At 64.0% G+C, this 26,802-nt stretch carries 18 protein-coding genes and 3 tRNA genes; 5 read left to right on the top strand and 16 right to left on the bottom strand.

All coding sequences use genetic code 11. The features are described 5' to 3' along the window. Positions 1 to 77 precede the first annotated feature (77 nt). The 5 genes from ACF07D_RS04880 to pdxS form a co-directional block, all read right to left on the bottom strand. Positions 78 to 149, bottom strand: a tRNA-Lys gene (locus ACF07D_RS04880). A gap of 37 nt (positions 150 to 186) precedes the next feature. After that, positions 187 to 1,137, bottom strand: a complete 951-nt coding sequence (locus tag ACF07D_RS04885; RefSeq protein WP_391504115.1) for an oxygenase MpaB family protein — start codon at positions 1,135 to 1,137, stop codon at positions 187 to 189. 101 nt (positions 1,138 to 1,238) lie between these two features. Continuing rightward, entirely contained in the window at positions 1,239 to 3,401 is a 2,163-nt protein-coding gene (locus tag ACF07D_RS04890; protein WP_391504116.1) for a LuxR C-terminal-related transcriptional regulator, read from the bottom strand. 81 nt (positions 3,402 to 3,482) lie between these two features. Next, the gene (locus tag ACF07D_RS04895) at positions 3,483 to 4,109 is read right to left on the bottom strand and encodes a LysE family transporter (protein WP_119285009.1); all 627 of its coding nucleotides are present in this window, start codon (positions 4,107 to 4,109) and stop codon (positions 3,483 to 3,485) included. Positions 4,110 to 4,148: 39 nt separating this feature from the next. Then, positions 4,149 to 5,057, bottom strand: a complete 909-nt coding sequence (pdxS, locus tag ACF07D_RS04900; RefSeq protein WP_391504117.1) for a pyridoxal 5'-phosphate synthase lyase subunit PdxS — start codon at positions 5,055 to 5,057, stop codon at positions 4,149 to 4,151. A 144-nt stretch (positions 5,058 to 5,201) separates the two neighbouring features. On the opposite strand from pdxS, the gene ACF07D_RS04905 reads away from it, so the two are divergent. Further along, on the top strand, positions 5,202 to 6,467 hold the full coding sequence (locus ACF07D_RS04905; RefSeq protein ID WP_391504118.1) for a glycoside hydrolase family 3 N-terminal domain-containing protein: 1,266 nt from the start codon (positions 5,202 to 5,204) through the stop codon (positions 6,465 to 6,467). A gap of 74 nt (positions 6,468 to 6,541) precedes the next feature. On the opposite strand, the gene ACF07D_RS04910 is transcribed toward ACF07D_RS04905, so the two are convergent. From ACF07D_RS04910 to ACF07D_RS04920, 3 genes are all read right to left on the bottom strand, one after another. Next, positions 6,542 to 6,614, bottom strand: a tRNA-Ala gene (locus tag ACF07D_RS04910). A gap of 82 nt (positions 6,615 to 6,696) precedes the next feature. Continuing rightward, complete coding sequence (locus ACF07D_RS04915; protein WP_391504119.1) at positions 6,697 to 7,515, bottom strand: heme ABC transporter ATP-binding protein; 819 nt, start codon at positions 7,513 to 7,515, stop codon at positions 6,697 to 6,699. Then, positions 7,515 to 8,582 (bottom strand): FecCD family ABC transporter permease, encoded by a 1,068-nt coding sequence (locus ACF07D_RS04920; RefSeq protein WP_391504120.1) that lies wholly within the window; start codon positions 8,580 to 8,582, stop codon positions 7,515 to 7,517. The genes ACF07D_RS04915 and ACF07D_RS04920 overlap by 1 nt, the downstream gene beginning before the upstream one ends. 136 nt (positions 8,583 to 8,718) lie before the next feature. On the opposite strand from ACF07D_RS04920, the gene ACF07D_RS04925 reads away from it, so the two are divergent. From ACF07D_RS04925 to groL, 3 genes are all read left to right on the top strand, one after another. After that, entirely contained in the window at positions 8,719 to 9,837 is a 1,119-nt protein-coding gene (locus tag ACF07D_RS04925) for a hemin ABC transporter substrate-binding protein (RefSeq protein ID WP_391504121.1), read from the top strand. Positions 9,838 to 10,116: 279 nt separating this feature from the next. Next, positions 10,117 to 10,716 carry a LytR C-terminal domain-containing protein gene (locus ACF07D_RS04930; RefSeq protein WP_391504122.1) on the top strand — a complete coding sequence of 200 codons (600 nt, stop codon included), beginning with the start codon at positions 10,117 to 10,119 and terminating at the stop codon, positions 10,714 to 10,716. Positions 10,717 to 10,876: 160 nt separating this feature from the next. Further along, positions 10,877 to 12,496, top strand: a complete 1,620-nt coding sequence (groL, locus tag ACF07D_RS04935; RefSeq protein ID WP_119285019.1) for a chaperonin GroEL — start codon at positions 10,877 to 10,879, stop codon at positions 12,494 to 12,496. A gap of 112 nt (positions 12,497 to 12,608) precedes the next feature. Here the strand turns inward: groL and ACF07D_RS04940 are convergent, their stop codons facing one another. The 4 genes from ACF07D_RS04940 to ACF07D_RS04955 form a co-directional block, all read right to left on the bottom strand. Continuing rightward, positions 12,609 to 13,457, bottom strand: a complete 849-nt coding sequence (locus ACF07D_RS04940) for an HtaA domain-containing protein (RefSeq protein WP_391504123.1) — start codon at positions 13,455 to 13,457, stop codon at positions 12,609 to 12,611. A gap of 126 nt (positions 13,458 to 13,583) precedes the next feature. Next, the gene (locus ACF07D_RS04945; protein WP_391504124.1) at positions 13,584 to 14,483 is read right to left on the bottom strand and encodes an HtaA domain-containing protein; all 900 of its coding nucleotides are present in this window, start codon (positions 14,481 to 14,483) and stop codon (positions 13,584 to 13,586) included. Positions 14,484 to 14,549: 66 nt separating this feature from the next. Beyond that, positions 14,550 to 17,681, bottom strand: coding sequence for an HtaA domain-containing protein (locus ACF07D_RS04950; protein WP_391504125.1), 3,132 nt, complete (start codon positions 17,679 to 17,681; stop codon positions 14,550 to 14,552). 95 nt (positions 17,682 to 17,776) lie between these two features. Continuing rightward, positions 17,777 to 21,079, bottom strand: a complete 3,303-nt coding sequence (locus ACF07D_RS04955; protein WP_391504126.1) for an HtaA domain-containing protein — start codon at positions 21,077 to 21,079, stop codon at positions 17,777 to 17,779. Between the two features lie 238 nt (positions 21,080 to 21,317). Here ACF07D_RS04955 and msrB point away from each other — a divergent pair, with 238 nt between their 5' ends. Next, complete coding sequence (gene msrB / locus ACF07D_RS04960; RefSeq protein WP_119282839.1) at positions 21,318 to 21,740, top strand: peptide-methionine (R)-S-oxide reductase MsrB; 423 nt, start codon at positions 21,318 to 21,320, stop codon at positions 21,738 to 21,740. Here the strand turns inward: msrB and ACF07D_RS04965 are convergent. The 4 genes from ACF07D_RS04965 to secA all read right to left on the bottom strand — a co-directional run bounded on the left by ACF07D_RS04965 (position 21,737) and on the right by secA (position 26,677). Beyond that, complete coding sequence (locus tag ACF07D_RS04965) at positions 21,737 to 22,678, bottom strand: DMT family transporter (RefSeq protein WP_255808405.1); 942 nt, start codon at positions 22,676 to 22,678, stop codon at positions 21,737 to 21,739. The two genes, msrB and ACF07D_RS04965, sit on opposite strands and share 4 nt — an antisense overlap. Before the next feature lie 97 nt (positions 22,679 to 22,775). Then, a tRNA-Thr gene (locus ACF07D_RS04970) sits at positions 22,776 to 22,848 on the bottom strand. A gap of 47 nt (positions 22,849 to 22,895) precedes the next feature. Continuing rightward, positions 22,896 to 23,849, bottom strand: a complete 954-nt coding sequence (locus tag ACF07D_RS04975) for a thioredoxin domain-containing protein (RefSeq protein ID WP_119282837.1) — start codon at positions 23,847 to 23,849, stop codon at positions 22,896 to 22,898. Between the two features lie 68 nt (positions 23,850 to 23,917). Then, on the bottom strand, positions 23,918 to 26,677 hold the full coding sequence (gene secA, locus ACF07D_RS04980; RefSeq protein ID WP_391504127.1) for a preprotein translocase subunit SecA: 2,760 nt from the start codon (positions 26,675 to 26,677) through the stop codon (positions 23,918 to 23,920). Between the last annotated feature and the right edge of the window lie 125 nt (positions 26,678 to 26,802).

Consider the following 26,802-nt stretch of genomic DNA (forward strand, 5'->3'; position numbering starts at 1 on the left):
GGGCCTCCAAAAGGCCACAAACGCAAAACACCCGGCCAAGAAACTAGTCTTGACCGGGTGTTTATCTTGATGCGTTGTGCCCCCAGTAGGGATCGAACCTACGACCTGCGGATTAAAAGTCCGTAGCTCTACCGCTGAGCTATAGGGGCCAACTCAAGTAGCTTAGCGGATTCGCGCGGCAGAAAATCACTTCACCCCATCGGCCCCGCGCACTTTTCGATACGGGTGAGTCTCGACCCTCGACGTAACTTCTGCGATCATGTCTGCCGCGGAGGCGTTCTGCCTCGCCGAATCGACGATTTTGCGCGTCGTCTTCGCTGCGGCGCTCAGGTTCATCGGGCGCCCCTCGATTCCAAACAGCAGCAGCGCCCAGTCGGGAAGCAGCGAAAGAATCCCGTCTTGGACGTTCACAGTGACCCAGGTCGCGACGGGGTTGCCGCTGAGCGACGGCTTGCGCAGGGAGCGCGAGAGCTCGGCTGCAGGCAGTGTCAGCGCCATCCAATCCTTGTTTGTCTCGATGTAGGCGTCGAGCTCAGCGCGAGTGCTCGGCAGGTAGCTCTCGTCTTCAATCTCCACGAGGCACGCTGCGACGTGCTGTTCAACGACGAAGCGATCCTGGTCTGCGCCCGAGAGCTCTGGGCCGAATGCGTCTGCGGCACGCAGCAGCCCGTATACAAGGGTGTTGTGGGTCCATGCGAGCCATTCCTCGTTGTCGGCACGAAGGATCTGACCGGTTCGCGGGTCGGTCCATGTGCTCGCAGCGTGCAGCCTGTTCACTGACTCTGCCGCCGCTTCCGCGTGAGCTCGGTCGCCGTAGACGATCGTGTCGAGGTACCTGCCAGTCCGCTCCCCGCGCCCCTCAACGTCCGCTAGGTAGTCACTGGTTTCGGCGAAGAGGCGCATCATCATGGGGTTGAGCGATTGCAGCAGGATCGCGGCGACGCCCCCGAGCTTTGAGGCAGGGTCTGCGAAGACCTTCCAGCTCACGCTGTCGGGCCCGAAGTATCCATTGTCTGACCGGTCCACAATGTCGTGTGCTGACCCAGGTCCGTGCGCAACGGGGCACCCGCGGGTGGGAACCTGCGAAGTGTGGTCTGTTGGCAGTGGCGTGTCGGGGAGCGTTGCGTGGTCGGTCACGGGATGTCTTTCTCGGGTGTTTTTGCGCACGATTGTGTGCGCGCTTCACCACTATGGTCGAGAAGTCGACCTGACACACCGAACTGCGTAGGCCACGCGCCCTAATCGCGTAGGGGCATCTCGTCGACGAGCGGAAGCAATTGCCGCCTGTCGCTTACTCCGAGCTTCGCGTATGCCCGCTGCAGGTGTCCCTCGACCGTGCGCTGGGAGAGAAAGAGTTCTTCGGCGATCAACACGTTCGTGAGCCCGGCGGCCGCGCGCACGCACACGTCGATCTCGCGCGCAGTCAAAAGCGTCGGGTCGACTCGCACGCGGGCAAGCCGGGGAGTGTTGACGCCGGGCAACTGATCCGCGAGCTCCGCCGCCTGGGTGAGGAGCGCCTGCGCGCGCATCTTGTTTCCGTTCGCTCGTTCTACCCGAGACGCTTCCGACAGGAACTCTGCCGCGTATAGCGTGCGCCCGTCTGCGTACTGCGAGCTCGCAATGTCCTCGATGAGCGCCCCGTCGGGAAGCCGCCGGAGTGCGTCCGCGAGCTGCCCTTCGATGTCTTCGGCAGCGACTGCGAGGGCCTCGAAGCCGTCGAGCAGGCCAAGGCGCCACGCTTCGTGCGTGAGCCGCATCGTCACGAACGGCTGGCATTCTTTGCTCGCCCGGCCAAGCAGCGTGTCGAGCTCGACGCGGGCTGCGGCCACGCCGTCGACAAGCAGGATCGCGCCGAGCGCCAGCCGTTCGGCCTCTGGGCGCAGCATCTGCCCGCTGCGAGCGGAGCCTGCCCGGTACATGGCGAGCATCTCGCCCGCCCCCGCTACGTCCTCGAGCATCGTCGCAGATGCGGCGCCGATCGCGGCGACGAACCCTGCGATCCCGAACGGGTCCCCGATCTCTGTGAGCGCGAGGACCTGGTGCGCGAGGTCGAGTGCTTCGACTGCACGCCCGCACTCGATGAGGGCGTGGGCGCGCGACGCGATGAAAAGCCCGTGGTCGAGGCCGAGCCTGTCCCAGTCGATTCCCACCACTCGAAAGGCATGGACGAGCTCGTGCGCGCCCTCGCAGACCAGGGCGAGGTGGAGCGAGTACAGCAGCGCGCCGCTGTCGGGGCCGCTCACCTGCTTCCAGAGGTCGCTTTCCAGCGCCGCGAATCCGCGCTCGAGTGCGGCGACGGGCGTCCCTGCGTAGCACTCGTGCGCTATAACGGCGGCGAGGAGCCCGAACCGGAGCGACGGCGAGAAGTCTTCGTTCGCCGCCCACTCCTCGAACTGGCCAGGGTCGATCTGTTCGCCGGCGTGGGCCCGCCACAGCGCCGCGGACGCCCGAAAATACTCGGTGTCCCCCGCCTGCGGTGTCAGGAGCCGCATCCCATGACCGTAATCGCCGGTTATCGCTTCGAGACGGCCGGCGAACAGTCTCGCCTCAGGGTCGCCAGAAGCGATGAGCGGGGCAAGCAGCGCGAGGAGCTGCGTCTGATCGCCTTCGGGCACTCCTGTCGCCGCGCGCTCCCACCAATCGATGACCCGCTGCTGTGCCTCTGACGAGTCTTCGGCGACGTGTTCCCTCACGTAGACAAGGTAGCCGCGTGCGCTCACGAAACTTCCTGCACGCATCGCGGCGTCCGCGAGTCGAGAGAGCTCCCGTGGCACCCCGGCGACGGCAACGAGCAGGTGGGTGAGGGAGCTCGCGTTCACGAGCTGACCGAGCTGTGCCTCGAGCATCACCTTCGCGTCACCCTCGTTAATTCCGTGAAGCGTGAACTTCGCAGTTCCCGCGTGCGCGAGGAAGGCGCGAAATGTACTCGGCAGACTCGCCTCATCGCGAACCGCGATCACGAGCTGCACGGTGCCGACGCCAGCGAGCTGGGTGAGGATCGCGGCGGACGTCGGGTCGACGTACTCGGAATCATCGACAAAGACTCTGAGTGGCCGACCGGGGAATCGGTTGGCGAGCGCCTGCGACGTCCGGAGCGGGTCGGCCGCATACCCCGCGATCTCGGGCACTCGGGTCGCGAGAGGCGCGAGGTGCGAAAATGGGATTGGTGTAAGGGCTTCACTCCCGAGGACGGTGAGTGATTCGACGCCGAACTTCCTTGAGTCTGCGGCGAAGCGCCAGAGCAACGTCGAGCGACCGAATCCCTCGTCGCTGAGCACCGCGATCGCTGAGCCGGCGCGAAGCGCAGCGAACGCTCCCGTCTCGGCATCGATTCGAGACGGCAGGGGAGGCAGTGTAGCCGGTGCCTGTGAACCACCTCCCTGTGGATTCACTTGGTGCATCTTGTCAGATTACAAGCCAAATAGAATGATTGACCCGAATCTGTAGTTCTGTGACGGGTGAAGATTCGGGGGTAGATACCCCTAGTGCATGAGCAGCAGCACCCCGGCGACGACAACAAACAGCGCGCCAAACACGATGTTCAGCACCCGCTGTCCTCTCACAGTCGACGCGAATCGCCCAAACGGCTTCGCTGCCGCTGCGAAGAAGAACCACATGACAAGCACATCTACCGCTACCGCCGTGGCACCCAAAATGACGTACTGCGGCAGCTGAGGCTGGTCGAGCCGCACGAACTGCGGGATGAACGCGAGAAAAAACACGATCGCTTTCGGGTTCAACAGGTTCACCCACAGTCCCCGCAGCAGCATTGCGCGGTTGGTTACGTGTGGCACGACAGTGACATCGCCAGCGTCCGCCTGCCTCGGCCGAGTGAGCGCCATCCGTACACCGAGATAGACAAGGTATGCGGCTCCCGCATACCTGATGCCAGCGAACAGCGCCGGTGACTTCGCGACAAACACCCCAACGCCTGCGGCCACGATGACGATGTGCACGATGAGCGCGATCACCTGCCCGACGATTCCCCAGATCGACCGCCTCCAGCCGCTCGCAAGCGCGTTCGACATTGTGTTGATCGCACCGGCCCCCGGGGTGAGGCTAATAACGAGGCACGCGGTCAGCAGTGAGAGCCAGAGGGAAAACGACACCCGACAAGTGTATTCTCGTCGGGGGCCGCTCCCCCGCCGCTACCAGCCGCGTTCAGCGAGGCGGTGAGGCGCTGGAAGGTCGCTCACGTTAATGCCGACCATCGCCTCCCCCAGCCCGCGGGAGACCTCGGCGATGATGTCAGGGTCGCGGAAGTTCTGTGTTGCCCGCACGATGGCGACTGCACGTTTCTCAGGGGCGTTCGACTTAAAGATCCCAGAGCCCACAAACACCCCGTCCGCCCCGAGCTGCATCATCATTGCCGCATCAGCCGGTGTCGCGATACCACCAGCGGTGAAGAGCGGCACCGGGAGCTTTCCTGTTGCGGCGACGTTGGCGACGAGTTCGTAGGGCGCCTGCAGCTCCTTCGCCGCGACAAACAGCTCGTCGGCTCCGAGTGACACGAGCCCGCCTATTTCTGCCCGGATGGTGCGAATATGGCGCGCCGCTTCTGACACGTCACCGGTGCCAGCCTCACCCTTTGAGCGGATCATCGCCGCCCCCTCGGTGATGCGCCGCAGCGCCTCACCGAGGTTCGTCGCTCCACACACAAACGGCACGTCGAACTCACGCTTGTTGATGTGATGGGTGTAGTCGGCGGGCGACAGCACCTCGCTCTCGTCGACGTAGTCAACTCCAAGGGCGGCGAGCACCTCGGCCTCGACGAAGTGGCCGATACGGGCCTTTGCCATCACCGGAATTGATACGGCTGCGCGAATCCCGTCGATGAGGTCAGGATCACTCATGCGGGCGACCCCGCCCTGCGCACGGATGTCCGCGGGCACCCGCTCGAGAGCCATCACCGCGACCGCTCCGGAGGCCTCTGCGATCTTCGCCTGCTCCGCGGTCACGACGTCCATGATGACGCCGCCGCGGAAACTGTTGGTGAGTGTTGCATGCTCGGCGTTGTGCGGTGTGAAAGTTGGCCTTGGGAGTGTCTGTTCGTTCATGGTGTCCACCATCTCGAGCTTTTTGGTTTATCTCAAGGCCCACTTTCAGCGTGTTGGAATGAACCACTTGCTCGAGGTGAGCAGCGATCCTGACCAGCTATCCACTCGCCCCGACGACGCTACGACGCCCCCTAGAATCTGGGTATGCGCCTCTCCCCTCACGACCTCCGCGCCAGGGCTGACGCCCGAGCGCGCGAGGTTGGCGTCCCACCCCGGCCCAGACCCGTGTCGCCGCCGACCCCCGCCCGCAGAGCCCTCCGCTGGGCAGCCGTCGGCACCCTCAGCGTCGCGCTATCGGCGGGACTCATCGGGTGCGCCCCCGAACCCGCGGCGCCAGCGCCCGCGACCCCGACGACGCCAGCTCCCCCGCCTCCGCCCACTCCCGAGGAGCTCCGTGAGGCCGAAGCCGCACAGTGGGTCGCGGCGGCTTCGACGCGCGAGCTCGCGGGCACCGTGATCATGGCCTCGATCCCGACGACAGACCCGGCCCAGCTCCGGGAGCTCATGACGAGCTCCGGTATCGGCGGCTTCATCATCATGGGAGTGAACGTTCCCGGCTCCCCCGAAGAGCTTGCCGCGCTCACTGCGGGGCTCACCGTTGACGCCACGATCCCTCCGCTCGTCGCAATCGACGAAGAAGGTGGGCTCGTCACCAGGCTGCCGTGGGACACGCTGCCAGGTGCAGACGAGCTGCGATCCGCACAGCCGCAGGCGACGACCGACGCGTTCCGCGGCCGCGCGGACCTCCTTCGGTCGGCGGGCGTCAACGTCAACTTTGGCGTCGTCGCCGACGCCACGGCTGACGTTGCAAGCTTCATCTACCCCCGCTCCCTCGGCGACACCGGGAAGGACGCCGCCACACGCGTCACCGCGGCCGTCGCCGGCGAACGAGGGCTTGTCGCCTCAACGCTCAAGCACTTCCCCGGGCACGGGGCGACTCCGGCGGACTCGCACCAGGCGATCCCTGAGACCACGCTCACGCTCACTGAGTGGCGCGCCGACACTACAGTTCCGTTCGCCTCCGGCATCAACGCAGGCGCAGAACTTCTCATGTTCGGGCACCTCGCCTACACCGACGTCTCGCCGAAACCGGCGTCGCTCGCACCCGAATGGTACGCGCTCGCGCGCACCGAGCTCGGGTTCACAGGCGTCGCCGTCACCGACGATCTCGGCATGCTGCGCGCCAGTGGGATCCCCGAGTACCAGGATCCCGCAGCCACCACCGTCGCCGCCATTGCCGCCGGCGCCGACCTCGCACTCACCGTTATCGGAATGGATGCCCCGGGCGTTGCTGCTCTCGTCGACGGTGTCACTGCTGCGGCAGACACAGGTGCCCTCCCCGAGGAACGGCTCCGCGAGGCGGCAACCAGAGTGACGCAGCTGCGGCTTGAACTCGCGGCGGCTGAATAGTCGGCCGGGCTCGGCCCGGGCGGCACCGGCCCCAGAGAGGCAAGGAACACCCGCGAAATATGGACAGTGAATTGTGGATCCTAGGGGAATTGAACCCCTGACCTCGTCATTGCGAACGACGCGCTCTACCAACTGAGCTAAGGACCCGTGCGGGCATCGTGCCCGTACAGCGAACAACTTTATCAGCGCGCGACTGGGTGCGTAAAATTCGACGCGCGGCGGGCCGTGGCTACCCGGCGCGGTTGGGGAGCACGATCCGCTGGCCCGTCACCGGGTGGCGAATCACCTCGACAGGGGTGCGGTAGACGTCGGTCAGCACCTCAGCCTCAAGCACCTCGTCAGGCGCACCGTTCGCGACGATCTTGCCGTTTCTGAGCAGCGCGATCCTGTCGGAGTAGGCGCTCGCAAGGTTGAGGTCGTGCAACACGATGAGCACCGCATCCCCGGCTGCGGCGCGTTCGCGCGCGAGCGTCAGCACTGCCTCCTGGTGGCCCAGGTCGAGCGCCGCAGTCGGCTCGTCGAGCATGAGCACGCCGGTGCGTCCGGCGATGACGCGTGCGAACGCCGTGCGTGCACGCTCGCCTCCCGACAGCGACGGGACCCTACGGTGCCCGAGGTGACCGATGTCTGTCGCCGAGATCGCCTCACCGATCGCCTCATTGTCGTCATCTTCGAGCGGGGTGCGGCGCCACGGCGCTCGCCCCATCTCGACGACCTGGTGCACCGTGAACGGGAACAGCAGCTGGTTCTCCTGCAGCAGCACTGAGCGGCGGCGGGACAGGTCAACGAGCGACCACTCGTCGAGGGACTTGCCGCCGAACTCGACGCGGCCGTCGTCTGGCTCGACGTCACCAGAGAGCAGGCTCAGCAGGGTCGACTTGCCCGCACCGTTCGGGCCAAGAAGAGAGAGGACCTCGCCAGCGCGGAGGTCGAGAGAGACGCTGTCGAGCAGCTTCTTGCGTCCGCGCTCGATTGTGACCGAGGCGGCAGCGCAGACGACGGTCCCGCGGTCGGCGACCGTCGGAAGTGCGATGTGGCGAGCGTTCACTATCCCCACCCTCCCGAGCGCTTCCGTGTTCGTCTAAGCAGCCAGAAGAAGAACGGGCCACCGACGAGCGCCGTGAGAATGCCGATGGGGAGCTCGGCCATCGGCACGAGCGTGCGCGCGGCAAGGTCGGCGAGCGTCATGAGAAGTGCGCCGGCGAGCGCGGTCGCTGTCACGAGCGGTAAATGTGCGGGGCCGAGGATCATGCGCATGAGGTGCGGGATGACGAGACCGACGAACGAGATGATGCCGGCGAACGCGACGGCTGCGCCGACGAGGAGCGAGACGACGAGGATCATGCCGATCCGCAGCAGCTCAACGTTGACGCCGAGGTGGCGAGCGTTTCGCTCGCCGAGCGCGAGAAGGTCAAGCTTTCGCGACGAAATGTAGGCGGCGAACAGGCCGATCGCGATGATCGGTGCGACGACGAGCACCTGCGACCAGCTCATTCCTTTCAGGCTTCCGAGCTGCCAGAAAACGATCGCCTCACGCGACTGGGTATCGCCCATGAATGTGAGCGCTGCAATCGCGGCACCGCCGATTGCGTTGACCGCGATACCTGTGAGCACGAGTGTGACGACCTCGGTGCGCCCTTCGGCCCGGCTCATCGAATAGACAATGAGCGTGGCGATGAGGCCAGTGAGGAAGGCGAGGATTGCCGTGGTCCACTGTCCAAAGACAGTGAGACCGAACACGATCGAGATGCCGGCGCCGACCGCGGCGCCAGACGAGATGCCGATGACACCGGGTTCAGCGAGCGGGTTCCCGAAGATCGCCTGCATGATGAGGCCTGAAACCGAGAGGCCGACTCCGATGAGTACTGCCATTGCGACGCGCGGGAATCGGATCGCCCACAGTGCTTCGTCACCCGCGGGAACCGAGGGAAGCGGCAGCCAGTCGATGCCAATCCTGTGCAGGATCGAGCCGAGCACCTCCTGCGGCGGGATCGCGAGCTGGCCCGTCCCGGCCGAGACGAGCACGCTCAACACGAGCAGCACTGCAAGGACGGCGAAGAGAATGGGTGCGCGACTACTCCGTCGTGTAGGCGAAGTGCGGCCTGTGCTATTCATGCTCGCGCGTGACGCTTTCTAGGAGATCCGGGCGCGTTGAAGCACCGTGTACATGCGAGTCTTCGAGAGAACTCACACTTCATCATATCTTCGTGAGGTTAAGCTTGCTCACGTCATACATACGAAAAGGGGATCGATGCTCAAGGCTCGCACTTCTCGCACCCGGGCGGCAGTCGCGCTCGCACTGGGTCTCGCCCTTGCCCTGACGGGCTGCCAAACGGCCGGGCCGAACTCGTCAACTGACGAAACTGAGACAGTCGAGCTGCCGCCACTCGCGTCGCTCACCCCGCTTGAGAACCCCCTCGATTACGAGGGCCCGACGACAGCGATTGTGGGGGCACCGTCAGTCACGCCCCTTGCCGACAAGCCGAAGGCGACACTTCCGGTGACCGTGCAGTCGCACGACCGCACCGGCGACGTGCCAGTCGAGGTGACCGACACGTCTCGGGTGCTCGCCATCTCGCTCACGGGGACCCTCGCCGACATCGTCTACAACCTTGGCCTCGGTGATCAGCTCATCGGACGCGACGCGACGACAACGTTCCCCGGCTCTGAAGATCTCCCACTCGTCGTGACTGGCGGCCACGATATCGAGGCAGAGTCCGTGCTTGGCCTCGAGCCCACAGTTATCTTCACGGACCTCAGCGTCGGCGGCATCGACTTCGTGAATGTCATGCGCAACGCAGGCGTGCCCGTCGTCGTCGTCAAGCGCTCGATCGATCCCGCTTCGGCGGCCGAGGCAACCCAGCAACTTGCGGACGGCCTCGGCGTCTCAGCGGCAGCGACCGAGTTGAACGCCAAGGTCGCCGACGCGATCGCCGCGAAGGAGGAAGAGGTCGCCCGTCTGATTCCCGCTGACGAGGCCAACCGGCCTCGGGTCGCATTCCTGTACGTTCGCGGTGGCGCCGGGATCTACTACCTGTTCGGTGAAGGGAGCGGGGTCGATACACTCCTGCAATCGCTCGGCGTCATCGACGTTGCCGAAGAGGCAGGCTGGAAGGGTGAGCGCCCGATGACAGACGAGGCGCTCGTGAAGATGGACCCTGACATCATCCTCGTGATGTCGAAGGGACTCACGAGCACTGAGGGCGTAGACGGCCTGATCGAGGCTCAGCCAAGCATCGCGCTCACGACAGCAGGCAAGAAGCGCAGGATCATCGACATCAACGACTCGATGCTGTTTGCGAGCGCTGGGCGCACCCCCGACGTTATCGACGCCCTCGCCCGTGCGATATATGCGCCGGACTCGCTCTAACGGGCGCACCGCGCTCGGCGGTCCGGCGCTGCCGACGCCCCCGGCGGCAGCCGACGTGCGAAGCACGGAGGAAGACTCGCTCTAACGAGCGCACCGCGCTCAGCGGTCCGGCGCTGCCGACGCCCCGGGCGGCAGCCGACGTCGTGCGGGATTGGGCGGGGTGTGGGCCGCTCCGAAGACGTTCAGGATGCACGGTGTCAAGGCACTGTATTCTTGAGCGTTGAAACTCTCGGACGCCTGTTGGCGATCGAGTTTGGGTAGGGGACCTTGGAGACACGGGTGACAAAGGAACACGAGGCGGCGCACGGCGCACGTTCGCGACGCACCGCGGCTTCCGACTACCCGGCCGACAGGTTTGATGAGATCCCGGCCGGCGGCCGCATTGGCGCCCACCGCGTGACGGCTCAACCACGCGTGACCTGGCACTTCGTGCTCGGCGGACTGATTGGCGCTGCCTTGCTGACGACTATCGGCATTGTTGGTGTCACGATCGCGGGTTCGAGTGGCTCGCTACCGCTGCCCTCTTCACAGGGTCCGGCTGCCGCGGATACGAAAGTGAAGCCCAAGCTCACGCCGGAGGCAACAGTCGCGGTGCTCGACGGCACGACAGCTGAAGGTGACATGGCGCAGGCCGTCGCGACGATCATCACTGACGAGAAGTGGGGCAAGATTGTACTCAACACCCCCGCAGCAGACACCGATATCGAGATTTCAGCGGTCTTCTACACAGATCCTGCGAACGAGCCCGCGGCGCTCGGGCTCGCCGAGAAGCTCGGCGGCGTTTCCACCTACCTGAACACCGAGTACGCCGAGGGCAACTCTGACCTCGTCGTGCTGATTGGCGCCGACTACGCCGGCCCCGGCAAGTCCGCGAAGTAGTTCGTATCTCCGTTCGCTGCAGGCGAGCGCCCCTCCTTGCACTCTCAGCACCTGAGTGCCAAAATTGGTGTTAGCAGTCGGATCGACTGAGTGCTAAACCTGGCGCAGAACCCTTACGGTTTCTGCAGCTTTCCCTAGACGTCCGGGAGGGGCGAATTACATGGCAAAGATGATTGCGTTTGACGAAGAGGCACGTCGCGGCCTTGAGCGGGGTCTCAACATCCTCGCTGACACTGTCAAGGTGACGCTGGGCCCGCGTGGCCGCAACGTCGTTCTTGAGAAGAAGTGGGGCGCCCCGACGATCACTAACGACGGCGTTTCGATCGCGAAGGAGATCGAGCTCGACGATCCATACGAGAAGATCGGCGCTGAACTCGTCAAGGAGGTCGCAAAGAAGACCGACGACGTCGCAGGCGACGGCACCACCACCGCTACCGTGCTCGCACAGGCGCTCGTCCGTGAGGGCCTCCGCAACGTTGCTGCGGGCAGCGACCCCATCGCTCTGAAGAAGGGCATCGAGAAGGCTGTCGCGGCTGTCATCACCGAGCTGCACGCGCACTCGAAGGAGATCGAGACCACCGCCGAGATCGCTGCAACCGCTTCGATCTCCGCAGCTGACGAGCAGATCGGCGCGCTGATCGCCGAAGCTATCGACAAGGTCGGCAAGGAAGGCGTCGTCACCGTCGAGGAGTCGAACACGTTCGGCACCGAGCTCGAGCTCACCGAGGGCATGCGCTTCGACAAGGGCTACCTGTCGGCGTACTTCGTCACTGACGCTGACCGCCAGGAGGTCGTCTTCGAGGATCCGTACATCCTCGTCGTCAACAGCAAGGTCTCGAACATCAAGGACCTGCTCCCCGTCGTCGATCCGGTCATCCAGTCGGGCAAGCAGCTCCTCATCATTGCTGAGGACGTCGAGGGCGAAGCACTCGCGACCCTCGTGCTGAACAAGATCCGTGGCATCTTCAAGTCGGCAGCCGTGAAGGCTCCGGGCTTCGGCGATCGCCGCAAGGCAATGCTGCAGGACATCGCGATCCTCACCGGCGGCCAGGTCATCTCGGAAGAGGTCGGCCTGAAGCTCGAGAACGCAACGCTCGACATGCTCGGCACCGCTCGCAAGGTCATCATCACTAAGGATGAGACCACCATCGTTCAGGGTGGCGGCGAGAAGGAAGCAGTCGAGGGCCGCGTGCAGCAGATCCGCCGCGAGATCGACAACACCGACAGCGACTACGACCGCGAGAAGCTCCAGGAGCGCCTTGCGAAGCTCGCTGGTGGCGTTGCAGTCATCAAGGCTGGCGCTGCGACCGAGGTTGAGCTCAAGGAGCGCAAGCACCGTATCGAGGATGCAGTCCGTAACGCAAAGGCAGCTGTCGAGGAGGGCATCGTCCCCGGCGGCGGCGTCGCACTCATTCAGGCCGGCGCAAAGGCGTTCGCAAACCTCGAGCTCACCGGCGAAGAGGCTACCGGCGCGGCTATCGTGCAGGTAGCCATCGAGGCACCGCTCAAGCAGATCGCCCTCAACGCTGGCCTCGAGCCCGGCGTTGTCGCGCACAAGGTCTCTGAGCTGCCCGTTGGCCAGGGCCTGAACGCAGCTACCGGCGAGTACGTCGACATGCTCGCAGCCGGCATCAACGACCCGGTAAAGGTCACTCGTTCGGCTCTGCAGAACGCAGCGTCGATCGCAGGCCTGTTCCTCACCACTGAGGCAGTCGTTGCAGACAAGCCCGAGCCCGCTGCTCCCATGGCAGCTGACCCGGGTGCAGGCATGGACTTCTAAGTCCCGCTAGGCACAGGGCCGGTCACACCTTCTGGTGTGGCCGGCCCTTCGTCGTTCTCCCCCTTGGGCCCGGCAACGGCAACACGCCTGGCGCCGTGGGTGAGCCGGCGGACTACTTCTCGGGCTTGCGCCCGCGCAGCAACAGCACTGTTGTTACCCCGATGCCGACGAGAGCAACGCCGCCGAGAGCAACGATCGCCCATGGGATCTCGGGTCCGGCCTGACCAGCGGGATCGCCCGGCAGCACTTCTTCCTCGGGCGGTGCGGCAGTTCCTGTCGACACGGTGATGGCGCATCCGGGGAGCGTCAGCGAGACCGCGAGCGCGTCGAATGTTTCCCCCGGAGAGTAATCGCCGTACTTGTTGTTGAAGGCCGCCGCACCAGCCTCGGTGAGATGGACGGGAGCCGCCTCAATCAAATAGCTCGAGCCGTCTCCTGTGTGCGCGCCAGCGATGTCAATATTTGCCGCGGTCACGGGTTCGAATACAAGCTCGCCGCCCTCAACGTCAGAGGCGGCCATCTCGAGCACGAGCTCTGCGGTTTTGGGGCTTGTGAATACGATCTGCGGGTTTCTGAGGTCCAACTGCATGAGTCCGCCGTGGCCCGTGAAGTGAATGCTCCCGGGGAACGTTACTGCTCCGCCCGAAAGGTCCTCGCGCACACCTCCGGTGCCGCTCGGCCAGGTGAACTGTGGGGTTTCGTAGGTCACGCCGCCCTCTGTGACCCACTCACCGCCCGCAATCGAGCCGCTGATGTAGTTACGGAAGCGCTCTTTGACGCCCCAGCGCAGCTCCGCCTCGCCCACAGCACACTCCCCCGCGGTAGCTGCAGTCGTATGCAGAGCGCCGCCCTCAGTGGGCCGCGCGAGGGCTGGCATGGCCGAGGCGGAGGCGAGGGCGCCTCCGAGAAGCGCGGCAGTCAGTCCGGCGGTGAGCGCGCGACATGCAGTGCGTCGGGTCAAGAGGTGCTCCTAGTGTTGCGGGCCGCGAGCGCAGCCTGAAACGAGAGTAGCAGCAGCCTCCTGCATACATTCAGGGGCGGGGCGTAGCCCCCACGACTACACCCCGCCCCTTGCCTCCGGAGACCGCTACTCGGGCTCGCCGCCTGGCTGCGCCTCGGCCGATCCTTCGCCGCCTTCCTGAGGCTTCTTCTTTCGCCCGCCGATGAGCATTCCCGTCGTGAGCGCAATCACAACAAGCGCTGCGCCGCCGACGATGATCGGAAGCCATGGGATGCGGGCCTCAGCCGTAACTGGAGTCGCTTCCTCGGCAGGCTGCTCGGGCGTAGGCTCCGCGGTCGGCTCTGTGGCGGTTGTGGCGGTCGCCTCGCACCCGGTGGTCTCAAGGCTGAGCGTCACGGGGTCGAGTTCGGCTCCGGCCTCGTAGAAGCCGGCGAAGGCGGCGGCGCCAGAGTTTGTGAGGGATGCCTGCATTGCGCTGATCTCGAACTTCTCGCCCTGCAGTGCGACTGCTGCCGGTGCGACGAGCTCGCCAACCCACTCTTGAGCCGTGTCGACGGTGACCTTGCCCTCCATATCTGTGCTCTTCGCGTCGAGCATGAGCGCAGCCTTCCCATCACCCTCGAACTCGATCGTCGGGTTCGCGAGGGTGAGGTCGAGAACTCCGTCGTGCCCGGTGAAGTGCACCGATCCTGCGAACGACACCTCACCGACGCCTGTCGCAGGGTCGAGCTCGCCGGTCCCACCCGTCCAGGTGAACTCGGGCGTCTCGTAGGTCACGCCGTCGCCTGGCTCCCAGGAGCCGTTCGCGATCGAGCCGCTGATGTATGAGCGAAAGCTCTCTTTGACTCCCCACTTCAGCGTGCCACCGGTGATCTCGCAGCTGCTGGTGCCCGCTGGGGCGGCAGTTGACTGCGCAATGCTCGAGGGTGCCAGCGCCTGTGCGGCCGCAGGTGCGACGAGCATGGCTGCGACGACTGCCGCGCCCGAAACGGCCGCGCTGAGTCGAGAGGCTGCGCGTGATTTCACTGTGATTCTCCTTCGTCGGCGACCGCGATCCCGCAAGCCGCGCCACATCGTTTGAAGCCCTAGGGGCTATCGGTTGGCTGCCCGCTGTCGGACGGCGAGGGTCGTGGTGCAGCCGGCGATTGCGACGAGCGAGAGCGCGACGACCCACCACTCCCAGAGAGCCATTCCGGATCCGCCGGCGCCGAGCACAGGTCCCGCGCCCGTTGCCGCGGCGAGCGGCTGGGTGGTGACCTCCACAAGTTCTTCAGCCGACTTCTTCGCTTTCGCGCCCTTCGGGAGGATCGTGATCTTCGCTCCCACATCAGTGCTTCCCTGCAGCGTGAGCACGTGTGCGCCCGGCTGAATGTCGTCGGGAAGCTTGCCAGTCCAGTGCACGACGCCAAACTTGTCTGCAGTCGCTTCCTCGTCAAGCACGATCGGATCCGAGTAGAGCACCACGAGCACTCCCTCGTCTTCAGGGTCAAACCCTGCGGCCTGGATCTCGATGCGTGCGCCAGGAACGAGCTTGTCCTTGTCGGTGACAATCGTCAGACCCTCGGTCGTGGGAGGCGTCGCTGCCGCGACACGCTTTTCCTTGGCGTCCTTACCTGCGACTGTCGAGCCGTAACTCACCTTGCTCGCCGCACCGACGGTGAAGCTCAAACGATCAGCGTTGAAGCAGCCTCCACCGCTGCCGGAACCACCGCTGCCGCCACCGCAGATCTCACCAGACACTGGCACCCCAGTCCATGTAGCTGCGCCACCTTCACCGACAGACTTCTGAGCCCCCGCAAGGTCAAGCCCAAAGGTGCGACCACCGGCCGAGATACTCCCACTCGTCGCACTCGACACTGTGATTGTGGGGTTACTAAAGGTTTCCTTCAAGAGGCCACCATGACCTGTGAAAGTGATCTGGCCCGAGTATTGCACTGTGCCTGTCTGCGCCTTGGCGTTCCAGGATCCGCCAGTTGCCTGCGGGAACACGTAGGCCCCACCTGAGCTCCCTACCCCACTCGTGTGGATACTTCCCTTAGCGATCTGCCCCGTCGTGTATGAAGCAAACGCCGATGAGACGCCCCACACGAGCGAACCAGCCTGCTGGGAGGCTCCAGGACTCGTTGGTGGTGCCGGGGGCATCGCCACAACCGTGACTGTCGCGCTCCCAACTGAGGCTGCGAAGTCTCGGTTTGTCGGCGTAAATTCGGCACGAAACAGCTTATCGCCGGCCCCGGTAAGCCGCGGCACAGCCAGCGATGCTGCTCCTGCGGTCACGGCCCGCTGACCGAGCTTCGTCTTCCCATCGTAAAAGCTCACCGTCCCTGAGACGCCTGTTGGAGCTATCTTTGCGAAGAGCTGCACCCCGTCCCCGACTGTGACCGACCTTGCCGACGCCGTGAGCGTGGTTGTGGTGGGCCGAACCGCTGCGGCATTCACCGAGAAACTCACGGGGGCCATATAACTGCCAGTCGTGTGGTTTCCGTAGTTCCCGTAGAGACGTGCTCCGGCCTCAGTGAAGACGGCCGCGGTTGTCGTCACCTTGCCAGACCTCAGCGATTGTGCTGTGAACTTCAGCTCGGCAATGTCGACGCGCTGGCCGCTCATTGCCGGGAAGCTCGCATATCCGGTCTGAACTACGGATGCCGAAAGTTTGGCAGTGGTCGGTGATGTGAGTACGATGTGCGGGTCGATAAGGCGCTGGTGTAGGCCGTACCCGCCCGGGTAGTTCGATCCGGCGTGTCCGAGCGATCGCATTTCGCCCTTGTACTCGATGGTGCCCACGCCAGTCCGCAGGTTGACGGGCTTTCGGGAACTCGCATCGCTCCATGTGACTGCCAGGGGCTTTCCGCCGGCAGGGTTCTTGAGGTCAGTGACAAGGGTTGCGGGCAGCGTCGCGCGCACCTCACCGTCCGCGATAGGTCCATAGATGTAGTTCCACCAGGTGTCTTTCACGTTCCAGGTCAGCTCCCCGGAATCGACACGCACGGACTCACCAGTGTCCTTGGGAGTCACTACGAGGCGATGCGATCCTTCGATCGCAGACGGCAACCAGCGCTCAGCATCATCCGGTGTGAAGCGCGCTCCAAGGTCGTAGGTTCCGACCTCGAGGGAATCGAGCTTCAAGGTCGCCGTGCCAGCGTTCACGGAGATGCTGCTTCCGAGCGCGGCATCCCCGTTGGTGAACTGGAGAGTCCCCGCGGCTTCGGTTGGGGTGACTTTCGCGGTCATCGTCACGGAGTTCCCCTCGACGACCGTGGATGCCGGAGTAACCGACATCGACACAGAGGTTGCCAAGGCCTTACTTGTCACTTCGACCGCAACAGCCTGGCTCTGTGATCCCGAGAAGGCGGCATCATCTTCAGGTACGAACCGCGCGGAGATCGAGTTCGTGCCCGTGGGCAGCGAGACGCCTGTGAGCGAGGCAGCACCATTCACCACGTCGACAATGCCATCCGAGAGCTCGACTCCGTGATTCGAAAAGACTACGGCCCCGACTGCCGACGCGGGGACAACCGTGACAGCAAGATCGATTGTCTCTCCCGCCGCAACGGTTGACTCCGACACTGCAAGAGACGTGGTCGTAGTCACCGCCTCAGTCGGAGTTGGCAGGGTGAAGGACACCTCGCCTGTTGGCTTGCCGACGGCGAAGTTGCCAGTGTTGCCGAACACTGGGGCGCTCGTTGCGGCAAAGACACCGGCAGCGACAACATGACCGTCAGCGAGATCCCCTTCGGAGATCGAAAGGTCGGCGAGAACGACACGCTCCCCAGCATGCGCCTTGAACGCCGCATAGGCTCCCTGGGTGACCTCCGCTGAGAGCGTCGCTGCGGTCGGCGACGAAAGAGTGATCTGCGGATTCGCGAGCATCTGGTCAAGCCCAAACCCACCGTCAACGCCGTGTCCCGAATGCCCCTGGCTCAACATGCTGCCTGCGAAGGTAACGGTACCAGTACCGGCCTTGAGGTCCACGTCACCGGAGCCTTCGGCCCACTGCACAGTCCCGTCGCCGAGTGCAGACGCTGGCGCGCCTGCAGTGATCTCCCCCTGCGCAATAGGGCCGGTCACGTAACTTCCCCATGCCGGGGCGACCCCCCAGTTCAGCGTCCCGCCTTCCACGGGGAGTGGCATCGCCTGCGCAACGAGGGGCGTGGCGAACGCGCCACCCATTGCGAGGGTCAGCGCTACGGCCGCGGTGAACGCTGTACGGAACTTGCGAATCACGAAGAATACCTTCAATCGTTGCGGAGGAGACGATACGCCGTGAAGGCCCTACCGGCTCCGGTGTTCCCGGAACGGCAGGGCCTTCAGCAACCCAGTTAGTTCTGAGCAGCCGTTCGACGTCGGGCGATGAGCATAGTAGCTGCGCCTGCGATGAGAACAAGCGCGCCGAGAGCGATAATCCCGGTGTAGGTCTCGCCACCCGTCACTGCGACAGCCGTACCCTTCCCACCGGTCTGAGTGCCGCTGCCATCCGTGGTGTCAGGCGTGCCCGTTCCACCACCGTTGTCAGTGCCCGGAGTCTCGGGGCCGCCCGTGGACGCAGCAGCCTTCACAGTGAAGGAAACCTTCGCTGTTGACTCGCCCTGAGTGAACACGATCTCGTGCTCGCCGAGTTCGAAGTCAGCCGGAACGGTCCATGTGACCTCGGCAGCACCTGTCAGCGCGTCCGCCTTAACGGTTCCGAGGTCCACAACCTCGGAGTGAACCTCAACGGCGACGTCTGCCCCGCGGTCGGCGAACGGCCCTGCGGTGAACACAACGGTATCGCCGCGCTTCACCTCGATGCCGTCGGTCTTGCCGTTTGAGCTCACCTGTGGTTCGCCCGGAGCCCAGCTCCAAGAGTAGGCAACCGGTGCCGCGGGCTTACGTACGTCACCAGCCGCGCCAGTCGCATAGTAGAAGCTCTGCGCCGGTGCTGCAGCTGTTGCAGCCTTCACGAAGGCATTCGACCACGTCGCGTCCTGCCCTGCGCTCCATGTTCCCTTCGCGGTGACCCCGGCCCACGCGAAGTCTGCAGCGCCGTCAACAGAGTCTCTGGTGAAGTCAGGGAAGCCTGCGTTTGCAATCTCGGCGATCACGATGCGATCTGCTGCGTTCTTGTCGAGATCTGCCTGGCCCGAACGAACAATGCCCGTCCATGCGCCGTTGCCTGCTGTGTCGATCACGAGCTCGGGGTCAGTGATCTCGACCCACAGTCCGTTGGCGCCGCCAGCCATTCCCTTGTATGCCTCGGTGCGCATCGTCCCTGTGAAGGCGAGCTTCACGCAGTCGTCGGCGACGATCGCAGTACCCTTCGACAACTCAAAAGTATTGCCGTCATCGGCGAGGGCAATGTTTCCGCCCGCAATCTTGTCCCAGCCTACTGAGTACTCGCTCCAACCCCAGTTTGCCTCCACGTTGGTGAATTCAACGCCACCCTTCGGAGAGCAGACCGCAGCCTGCGCGTAGTCGATGACGCGAAGCTTCGACACCGCCTCGCTACCGAGGTAGTTGTTGCTCGAGGCGAAGACCGCTCGCAACGCATTTCCGCCGGCAGCAAGCTTCGAGGTCTTCAGAGTCGCAACGCCGCTCGCGACCTGCGCCTCACCAACCTTCTGTTCCTTGCCCGTGGCTTCTGACGTCGCAAAGAATGTCACAGTACCCTCGGCCGCGACCGGTGCGACAGTCGCCGTCAGCGCAACTTCCTCGCCATTGGTGACCGACCCAACCGGGGCAACCTTCAGCTCGGTTGCTGTGAGTGCCGACCAGTCGAAGTCAACGGCGAGGGCCGACGGAGCCTTACCGGCCTGGTTCTCATTCGTCTGGTAGTAGTACGCACGCTGCGCGGGATCGAGGCCAAGGAGGAAGGAGTTCGGCCAAGCGGCGGTGTACTTCTGGCTCCAGGTGCCCTGGGGAACGACGCCGTCAAAGTTGAAGACGATGTTTGTGTTTGCCTGTGCTCCCGGCGCGATGTCTGCGCCATCAAAGCTCGCTACAGTCACGTACCCGTCACTCGCGAACTCATTACCGTTCGAGCCAGACTTGACCTTTGCAGTCCAGACGCCGCTGCCGTCAGCCGAAACGTAGAGCTTGGGATCGATGATCTGCTGCCAGTTCGTGCCACCGTGCATGTCGATACCTGCCACACCTGTGAAGGAGATCTCAGCACAGGTTGGAGTCGCTCGGACGACACCGTTTTCAAAGAGGTGCGTCTTTGCGTCTGCGTCGACACGGACGTTGCCCTCGGCAACTCGCACAGCTGACATGACACGCGAGTTCGCGTACTCGGACCAGCCCCACTCAGCTGTTGCGGTCTCGCTCGCAACCGACGCATCAGCGGAGATCTCGCAGCTTGCGAGTGGAGCAGGATCGACAACATTGAGGTTTGTCTTCTCAGGCGCCGCCTGCTCAGTAGCCTCAAACTTCCCAGCGTCTGCCGGCGTGAACGCCGCAACGAAAGAATAGCCGCCCTGCGCAAGGTCAGAGACCTTGACAGTTGCAACGCCCTCGCTGTTTACGTCTGCCGAGCCGCGCGACACGCGGTCCGTGGAGCCAGCCGCAACAGAAAAGACCTCGACCTTGCCTGAGGGCTTTGCGTCGCCGGAAACCGCAGCGACGGAAACCTCGACGTCGACGCTCTTGCCCAGGGTGACTGGGCCAACGAGTGGGCCGGTGAATGCCACAGTCGTTTTCACTGCTGGCGTCGCGTTCACTTGCACAGCCACTGCGGCAGAGCTGGACGCAGCGAATACCGCCGAGTCCGAGGGAACGAACTCTGCGGTCAGCGAGTTTGCACCCTTCGGGAGCTTCACACCCGAAAGCGAGGCTGCTCCTGTCGCCACTGGTACGGTTCCGTTTGCGAGCGCTGCCCCGTTGTTCTTGAATACGACAGAGCCGACAGCGTCCGAGGGCGCAACTGTCGCAGAGAGATCAATCGCGTCGCCGACGATCACCGAGGTTGCCGAGGCAGTCAACGACGTCGTGGTCGCTGTCGCCTCAGGCTTCGCCGGAAGAGTGAAGGTTACGTCGCCGACGGGGTTGCCTACGAGGAAGCTACCTGTATTTCCGAACACCGGGGCGCTTGTGGCCGCGAAGACACCGCGAGCCGTCGCGGTTCCGTCTTCAAGGTCACCCTCGGCGATGCTGAGGTCAGCAATCACTACGCGTTCGCCGTTGTGCTCCTTGAACCCGCCGTATGCGCCCTGCGTGACCTCCGCTGAGAGCGTCGCCGACGTCGCCGACGAGAACACGAGCTGCGGGTTTGCGAGCTGCTGGTTGAGCCCGAATCCGCCCGGGTACTGCCCCGCGTGGCCCTGCGAGACCATCGTGCCAGAGTAGGTCACCGTGCCTGTGCCTGTGGCAAGATCAACGGATCCCTGCCCGTCAACCCAGTTGACGGTGTTGCCTGTGCCAAGCGTTGCAGGTGCTCCAGCGGTGATGGAACCGCTGGCAATCGGACCTGTGACGTAGTTTCCCCAGGCTGGGGCAACGCCCCAATTCAGGGTGGCTCCCGACGTGGGCTCTTCGGCGGCGAATGCTACCGTCGGCGCTGCTACGGCACCGCCAAGGACAAGCAGGCCAGCCGTCGCGGTAGCGAGGGCAGATCTCACCCGCGTTCGAACGCTCAACTGTGCAGTCATAAAGGACGCACTCCATTCTCTGTGTTGGCTGTCTGGGACCCCGTCCTCGCGAGCTACGCGCGAGTTCCGAGTACGTCTGACTGAGGTTAGGCTCACCTACAGTCAGACCCGGTGAATAGTCTGACGAATATCGTCTGATGATGCAAGCTGCAGATCAGACCTGAGCGAGTTTTCGTGCAAATTGCGCACAGTTCGCGACGCGTATGCTTGAAACACACGAAGATCCTCGGAGGTCACCATGACTGCCATTGGCGAAGGCAACTACCCGTTCCAGCTCAGCGAGAGCGAGTGGCGCGAGCGCCTCACTCCCGACGAGTACGCGATCCTGCGCGAAGCAGCTACCGAGCGGGCCGGCACCGGCGAACTCCTCGGACAGTGGGGCGACGGACTCTACTCGTGCCGCGGGTGCGGCGCCGAACTCTTCCAGAGCGGCACCAAGTTTGAGTCGCACTGTGGGTGGCCGAGCTTTTACGAAAGCATCAACCCCGACGCCGTCGAGCTCCTCGAAGACACCTCGCTCGGGCAGGTTCGCACAGAGGTGCGCTGCGCCAACTGCGGGTCGCACCTCGGCCACGTGTTCCCCGACGGGTTCGGCACCCCAACAGGGAATCGGTTCTGCATGAACTCGCTTGCCCTCGGATTCGACGGCCCAGCAGCCTAGTTTCGGCCGAGCGGCTTGCTCGGCAACGCCGCGACGATCACCGCGACGAATGCGATCGCGGTTCCGAGCACTAGGGCTGGGGTGAGGCCTCCCGCAAGCGGGAAACCGATCTCAAACAGCATCGCAGCGATGAGCTGACCCGCCACGTTTGACATGCTCAAAAGCAGCACTCCTGCCCTGCGAACGAGCATCGCCGCGACTGCGATGAAGATCACGCCGACGACGCCGCCGCAATACATCCAGAACTCCGACGGCCACCTCGTGGGCCAGCCGTTAACGAGCACGGACACGAGCGCCACGGTTCCGAGCACTGCCGTACCGACAACGAAGTTCATGAACGTCGCAGTCACTGCGCTCTCTGCCGCAGCCCTGACGAGCCCATTCACCATTGACTGGGCAGCCATGCCTGCACCGACAATCACAGGGACGAGCACGAGCAGCACGAGCCCTCCGTCGAGGCTCGCGGCGACCGTCACAATGACGGCGACGATCGCGAGCGTGGTACCGATGAGGCGCGTGGGCGTCGCGTTGATCCGACCGCCAGGCCCGAGCCCCAACCTGTCCATGAGCAGCCCGCCAGAGACCTGCCCGGCCACGATGCCCACGGTGAAGAGCGCAACGCCTGTGAGCGGCGCTATGAGGCCCTGCATCAGCACAAACGCTGCGCCACCAATGCCGCCAAGAAGCGCCCACACCGGAAGCCTGCCTGCAGATACCTCGTCACGCATCTTTCCGAGTCCCTCGCGGCCTCGCCGCGAGAAGATCAGCACGACCCCGATGAGCACGAGGCCGCCTCCGAAGGAGATCGCGGCCGCAAGGTAGCCGCTGCCGATCTCCTGGGCGAATCCGCCGTTGATCCTCGACTGCAGGGCGACGAGCATGCCTGCAAGGCCGGAGCCAAGAAGGGCTGCTGCGAGCTGATACTTGGAACGAGCCATTTTCCCAAGTCTACTCCCGCCGTACGCATGCGACGCCCGGCCCACACATAGGCCGCCAAACGCAGAATGGCCCCGCCGAAGAGGAGCCATTCATCTGAGCCCCCTATCGGACTCGAACCGATCACCTGCAGTTTACAAGGCTGCTGCTCTACCAGATGAGCTAAGGAGGCGTCTGGGGCGGCTACTGCCGCCCCTACCGATCATAGTCGGAATTTTGTTAGTCCGTTGCCACCTCGGCGGCACCGGCCTGCTCAATCTCACCCTTGATCTTCAACATGAAGGTCTCGAGCGAACCGTCGCGGCCCTCGCTCCACTGCTGCCCGTTCACGAGCACGAGCGGGGTCGACACGAGGCGCTGCGGCTTACCCTCAGGCTGGAGCTCGGTTGCACTCTGCGGCTGCAGCAGGCGCTGCCCCTCGGCGAGGCCCCAGATTCCCTCGCTTGCGGCGGTGTAATTCTCACTGAAGAACCCTCCGAATGGGCGCTCCTGGATGCAGCGCTGCAGCTCCTGGGTCGGCTCCGCACCGGCCGCTTCAGCCTGCTTCAGCAGTTCCTTGTCGTCGAGACCAGGGGTGCCCTCGGAGGGCTGAACCTCGGGGCTAAGGAGACGCTTGTGCAGCTCAAATGCAACATCTGGCTGCTGCTCAACAACGCAGCCAAATGCGTTCGCCGCGCGTGTCGAGTACTTCGTTCCAAGCGACTGTCCGTCGAGGAAGTTGATCGGGTACACCGCGAGATTCGCGTCGCCAGAGCCGACGTAGTTCTCGAGCATGACGCCGTTCTGCGCCTCGAAGTTGCCACACGCGGGGCACATGTAGTCGACATAAACGGTCACGTCGAGCGGCAGCTCGTCACGGTTGGTCTCTGGTGCGACGCGTTCTGCCTTCGGGTCCGAGAGCGCCGCAGACGGTACAACCTTCAGATCCTTAGTGAACACGGCCGCGCCAGAAGCCATGTTCTTCGGGCCGGGTCCTGCGGGCTTGAGCGACTGCGTGAGTACGAGACCGACAATCGCGAGGATCGCGATAACGCCAAGCACGACGCCTCCCTGAACGTACAGGCGACGGCGCTTCTCGCGCTTCTTCTCGGCCTCGCGAGCGATCCGAGCCTGCTCGCGGGCCTGCGTGCGACGCTCGTTCTTCGACAGTCGCGACGTTGTGTCATTCGACATGGGTGTATTTCCTCCAGAGAAGCATCGGAAATCGATGCGTGGTCACAGTGAGCGCGGGTACGCGGCCGTTACTTCTTCTTGGCGCGACGCTGGGCGCGGTTCGCGGGGCCAGCCTCATCGGCGGGAACTTGCTGGCCAAACGCGCCTCGCGCGGTGGGCTGCGCCGGCTGCTTGGAGCCGCGCTTCTTGGCCTGCGAATCATTGACTCCAGCGCCACTCACCTCGGGGGTGCCGTCAACATCGGGTGACGTGTAGCTCAGCTGGGTCTCGTCGGGCTTTGTCTGCTCGTCGAGCCCGCCACCCTCGAGGTGCACATGCCCCTCGTGGCCAGGCTCGTTCGGACGCACCTGGACTTCGAGGTTGTAGAGGAGGCCGGTCGACTCTTCCTTGATCTGGCCCATCATGCCCTCGAACATCGTGAAGCCCTCACGCTGGTATTCAACGAGCGGGTCTCGCTGCGCCATCGCGCGGAGGCCGATTCCCTCCTTGAGGTAGTCCATCTCGTAGAGGTGGTCGCGCCAGCGGCGATCAATTGTCGTCAGCACAACCCGTCGCTCAAGCTCGCGCATCGCCTCAGAGCCGAGCGACTCCTCGCGGGCGGCGTAGGCGACCTCTGCGTCGGACAGGATCTCGCGACGGAGGAACGCCTTGTCGACGCGCCCGTTCGGCGCCTCGGCGACGACCTCGTCAACGGTGAGAGCAATCGGGTACAGCTGCTTGAGATCTGACCAAAGCGCGTCAAAGTCCCAGTTCTCGTCGGCACCGTGTGAGTCAAGGATCGCGTCGATCGTCTGCTCGCGGAACGCGACCACGCGCTCCTCGATCGCCTCACCGTCGAGGATCTGGGCACGGTCGCCGTAGATTGCCTGGCGCTGACGGTTCAAGACGTCGTCATATTTCAGAACGTTCTTACGAATCTCAGCGTTGCGCGCCTCGACCTGGCTCTGCGCGCTCTGGATCGAACGGGTCACCATCTTCGATTCAATCGCGAGATCGTCGGGGAAGCCGTCACGGTTCATGAGGGCAGCTGCCGCGCCCGAGTTGAACAGGCGCATGAGGTCGTCGGCGAGCGAGAGGTAGAAGCGGCTTTCACCGGGATCACCTTGACGGCCAGAGCGGCCGCGAAGCTGGTTGTCGATGCGGCGTGACTCGTGGCGCTCAGTGCCGAGCACATAGAGGCCGCCAGCCTCAAGAACCTTCTCAGCCTCGGTCGAGACGGCTTCCTTCACTGCCTCGAAGACTTCGTCCCAAGCTCCCTCGTAGGCCTCCGGATCCTCCTCAGTCGAGAACCCGCGCGCAGTCATCTCCTGCACAGCGAGGAACTCGGCGTTGCCGCCGAGCATAATGTCGGTACCGCGGCCTGCCATGTTTGTGGCGACAGTGACGGCACCGTATCGACCCGCCTGGGCGATGATCGCGGCCTCGCGTGCGTGGTTCTTCGCGTTCAGCACCTCGTGGCGGACGCCCTGCTTCGCGAGCTGGCGCGAGAGGTATTCGCTCTTCTCGACGCTCGTGGTACCGACGAGCACCGGCTGGCCCTTAGCGTGCCGCTCCGCGATGTCGTCGACGACCGCAGCGAACTTTGCTTCCTCGTTCTTGTAGACGAGGTCGGGCTGGTCGATGCGCTGCATCTTCTTGTTCGTGGGAATCGGAACGACGCCGAGCTTGTAGGTCGACATGAATTCGCCGGCCTCAGTCTCAGCGGTACCCGTCATGCCCGAGAGCTTGTCGTAGAGGCGGAAGAAGTTCTGCAGGGTGACTGTCGCGAGCATCTGGTTCTCTGCCTTGACCTGCACCCCTTCCTTCGCCTCGATAGCCTGGTGCATTCCTTCGTTGTAGCGACGCCCTGCAAGGATACGACCGGTGTGCTCGTCAACGATCAGCACCTCACCGTTCAGTACGACGTAATCCTTGTCGCGCGTGAACAGGGCCTTCGCCTTGATCGAGTTGTTGAGGAACGAGATGAGTGGGGTGTTCACCGACTCGTAGAGGTTGGTGATACCAAGGTGATCCTCAACCTTTTCAATGCCAGGCTCGAGCACACCGACGGTGCGCTTCTTCTCGTCAACCTCGTAGTCGACGCCGGCCTCGAGGGTCTTCGCGATCCGGGCGAACTCGCCGAACCAGCGGTTGCCTTCTCCGGAAGACGGGCCCGAGATGATGAGCGGGGTACGCGCCTCGTCGATCAGGATCGAGTCGACCTCATCGATGATGGCGAAGAAGTGACCACGCTGGACCCGCTCGGCCGAGGTGCTCGCCATGTTGTCGCGGAGGTAGTCAAAGCCGAACTCGTTGTTCGTGCCATAGGTGATGTCCGCGTCGTACTGCTTGCGGCGCTCGACAGGGTCCTGGCCCGAAACGATGCAACCGGTTGTCATACCGAGCGCGCGGAAGACGCGGCCCATAAGCTCAGACTGGTAGCTCGCGAGGTAGTCATTGACTGTAACGACGTGCACGCCCTTGCCTGCAAGCGCGTTGAGGTATGACGGCATTGTTGCGACGAGAGTCTTGCCCTCACCAGTCTTCATCTCGGAGATGTTGCCGAGGTGCAGGTTCGCGCCACCCATGACCTGGACGTCGAATGGGCGAAGTCCAATTGTGCGCTTCGCGGCCTCGCGGACGGCTGCGAAGGCCTCTGGCAGGAGGTCGTCGAGCGTCTCGCCAGCCTCGAGTCGCTTCCTGAACTCAGTTGTCTCCTCGCGCAGCTCCTCGTCGGTGAGGGCCTCAAACGAGGGTTCGAGATCATTGACCGTCTTGGCCAACCGCTCGAGCTTCTTGAGCGTGCGTCCTTCGCCGACGCGAAGGATCTTCTCGAGGACTGTCGCCACGTTGTGTCTCCTGTACGGTAGTGCGCGATGAGCTGCTGGGCAGGGCATCGTCGTTGCCCAATTGTGACAACTCCTCAGCTTAGCAACGGCTGTGTGCATTGCGCTGGGAATTCGTTCCTTCATTT

Source organism: Leucobacter sp. NPDC015123, assembly GCF_043080205.1.
In the GTDB taxonomy this organism is placed as follows: Bacteria; Actinomycetota; Actinomycetes; order Actinomycetales; family Microbacteriaceae; genus Leucobacter; species Leucobacter aridicollis_A.